This is a genomic window from Collinsella sp. AM38-1BH, assembly GCF_003467545.1.
GTDB lineage: Bacteria > Actinomycetota > Coriobacteriia > Coriobacteriales > Coriobacteriaceae > Collinsella.
Map to the genome: position 1 here is coordinate 1 of NZ_QSHC01000024.1, position 2936 is coordinate 2936.

Annotated in this window: 3 protein-coding genes and 1 tRNA gene; all 4 read right to left on the bottom strand. The window is 59.3% G+C overall.

Features of this window, described 5'->3' with window-relative positions:
• Positions 1–83 precede the first annotated feature (83 nt).
• The 4 genes from rbr to DW870_RS08985 all read right to left on the bottom strand — a co-directional run bounded on the left by rbr (position 84) and on the right by DW870_RS08985 (position 2571).
• Positions 84–623, bottom strand: a complete 540-nt coding sequence (gene rbr, locus DW870_RS08970) for a rubrerythrin (protein WP_117735427.1) — start codon at positions 621–623, stop codon at positions 84–86.
• A 98-nt stretch (positions 624–721) separates the two neighbouring features.
• On the bottom strand, positions 722–1627 hold the full coding sequence (locus DW870_RS08975; protein WP_117763534.1) for an adenine glycosylase: 906 nt from the start codon (positions 1625–1627) through the stop codon (positions 722–724).
• Between the two features lie 21 nt (positions 1628–1648).
• Positions 1649–2134 carry an Rrf2 family transcriptional regulator gene (locus DW870_RS08980; RefSeq protein WP_117743111.1) on the bottom strand — a complete coding sequence of 162 codons (486 nt, stop codon included), beginning with the start codon at positions 2132–2134 and terminating at the stop codon, positions 1649–1651.
• Between the two features lie 359 nt (positions 2135–2493).
• Positions 2494–2571, bottom strand: a tRNA-Asp gene (locus DW870_RS08985).
• Positions 2572–2936 lie beyond the last annotated feature (365 nt).

The following is a 2936-nucleotide window of genomic DNA, read 5'->3' on the forward strand; positions in this document are numbered from 1 at the left end:
TCCCTCGCGCGACTCTGCGAAGCCGTGAGCGAGAGGGAAAGGTATCTCCCCGCCCCGCGCCCCGCAGCAGCCAGCGCCACGCGCTAGTAGTTCACCACCTGCTCCTCAAAGTACGCCTTCGGGTGGTTGCACACCGGGCACACCTCGGGCGCCTCGGCACCAACATGCAGGTGTCCGCAGTTCAGGCACTTCCACACCTTTACACCCTCGCGCTCAAACACCTCGCCCGACTCAATGCGCTCGACGAGCTTGTTGTAGCGCTCCTCGTGAGCCTTCTCGACAGCAGCGACGCCGCGGAACTTCGCGGCGATCTCGGCAAAGCCCTCCTCCTCGGCGGTCTTGGCAAACTCGTCGTACATCTCGGTCCACTCGTAGTTCTCTCCCGCGGCGGCATCGCGCAGGTTATCCAGAGTGCTGGGAACGGCGCCATCGTGCAGATACTTAAACCACAGCTTGGCGTGCTCGGACTCGTTGCCCGCCGTCTCGGCAAAGATATTCGAGATCTGAACGTAGCCGTCCTTTTTTGCCTTGGATGCATAGTAGCGATACTTGGTGTGCGCCTGAGACTCACCGGCAAAAGCGGTCTCGAGGTTCTTCTTGGTTTGAGAGCTCTCAAAATCCATAGGTGTACTTCCCTTCAATACATGCCGCCCATAGGCTTTGAGCGGCCTTATTTTATGGTACCCCCTGCCGAAAATCTAAACCTTAAAATTCGAGCGGGCTACACACTCAGCCAACGATCGTCCTCGGAGCGGCAAAAGCCCTCGCGCTCCAGATCGGCCAGAATACTCGCGACCAGCTCACACTCGACCGGCGCTCGACCGGCCGCCGCCTCCATCTCGTCAACGCCTGCGACGGCCTCATCGAGCGTAATCCCCGCCGGCTGGTCATCGCGCGCTGCCAGCAACATGCGCACGATATGCGCGCGCTTTTGGCGACGCGAGCCCTCAAACTTTGATTGACGGCTATAGCCCGCCGAGCGCCTGGACGGATTGGGCAACGTCTTTTTTAGATATGCGCCGTAATCTAGCAACGCGTAATACCACGCGCGCGGCGTATCGGCATCATCGAGCGGCACGGCAAAGGGAGCGATCTTGTCGAGCGCCGCACCGGGGGCCGCCGGACAGGCCGCCTGAATCAGCGGCACCAGTTCGCGATCGGGAACGGCGGGCACATCGGGAAAGAAATGATGCAGAAAGACCGTGCGCACGTTGGTCTCCAGATACACACCCGGAAGATCAAACGCAAACGACCGGATACCCTGCGCCGTTGCCGGGCCAATACCAGGCAGAGCGACCAAGTCGCGCGTCTCACGCGGAAACTCCCCATCCCAGTCCTCTGCAACGCGCTGAGCGGCCTTGTGGAGCGCCAGAGCGCGTCGATTGTAGCCCATGCCCTGCCAAGCGTCTAAAACATCGGAAGGCGCGGCCTGAGCGAGCGCCCGGACGGTCGGAAAGCGATCGAGCCACGCCGGCATGCGCGTCTCCACGCGCGGAACCTGTGTCTGCTGCAGCATGACCTCGGAGAGCCAGATGATATATGGGTCGCGCGTGCGGCGCCACGGAAGGTCGCGATAACGCAGAACCCCTTCCGAACGAATCATCGAACGAAAGGGGTCCTGAATCATGGCAATGCTCCTTATGCGGCGCTATTCCTCCCGGCAGGCGCACGCACAGGTGGCGTACTCGGGAAACGCATCGCGATCGGCGAACTTGGGATCGACAGCCGGGAACTGGCGATGGGCGACGATGTCGCCGAGCGAAACGGAATCGAGGTAGTCGCGCATCAACGCCTGGGCTCCGGCCCACAGGGGATGATAGCAGCACGTGCCCATGCGCGCACAGTCACCATCGGGCGCGGTGCAATCGTTCATAACCATAGGGCCCTGAACAGCCTCGACGACCTGGCGGATGGTGACATCGTCCGGACTGACCTTGAGACGCATTCCACCGTGGACGCCACGCAGGCTCTCCACAATACCGGCCTGGACCAAACCGTGTTGGATCGAACGGGCAAACGAATACGGGACATTGACCTCTTCGGCAGCGGTGCGAACAGAAAGCAAACGCTCCGGATCCTCGGTAAGCATCGCCAGCATACGAAGGGCGTAATCAGTCTTCCTCGATATGTCCATTTTTCCCCTTTCAAGGAATACGAACAGCTCGAACGAGCTCCGGGGCCGAGCTTGTGTCGAGACGCTAAATGACCGCTAGGACATCCAAATGATAAATAGGATATCCACTGAGTGCCGCGCTTGGAGCGAAATGCATCAGATGCGGCCTACAGTGCAATTTAGTATAACCTAACCCCCTGTCTCGTTGAACAGGTGTTGCGCAACAAAGCTGCTGTTTAGACAGATATACTTATTGGATTTTACTTGCGTTCCCGAAGGTACGGGGATTCTGGGCGAAGATGCGCCAGGGCGATCGTTCTATCGAAACAAAGTGCATCAAACGCAAAAAGCCACGTCCGAAGACGTGGCTTTAATTGCGTTGGCGGGAAGTACGGGGCTCGAACCCGCGACCTCCGACGTGACAGGCCGGCGCTCTAACCAAACTGAGCTAACTCCCCAGGCAGGCGTTCGCGTTTGTTTCCGCTCGCGTGCGCTGCGGGGATTAGTATACACAGAAGTCTGTCCGGCACGCAACAACTTTTTTGAAAAAATTTTTCGGTCCCTCCGGGAGGGTCTCCGGGGCTGAGGGCGGGGGTTAAGTTTGCTGCTCTACAGTCCTGCGCAAGACGGAAAGCACATTAAGTGCTTTCCTTTGCGTGCGGAACTCGCGACAAACTTAACCCCTGCCCTCAGCCCCGGAGACCCTCCCTGCCGTCACATTATTCAACCAGTTTTGCGGGCGTGCGCCGCTGCGCGGCTAGCCCGCGTGCTCCTCGGCGGGGGTGGTCTGATGGATCTTGTTGAACTTTGACCTTTGGCTCAT

Coding starts and splice junctions, on each gene's coding strand:
- rbr (WP_117735427.1), bottom strand. CDS start 623: ATGGATTTTGAGAGCTCTCAAACCAAGAAGAACCTCGAGACCGCTTTT.
- DW870_RS08975 (WP_117763534.1), bottom strand. CDS start 1,627: ATGATTCAGGACCCCTTTCGTTCGATGATTCGTTCGGAAGGGGTTCTG.
- DW870_RS08980 (WP_117743111.1), bottom strand. CDS start 2,134: ATGGACATATCGAGGAAGACTGATTACGCCCTTCGTATGCTGGCGATG.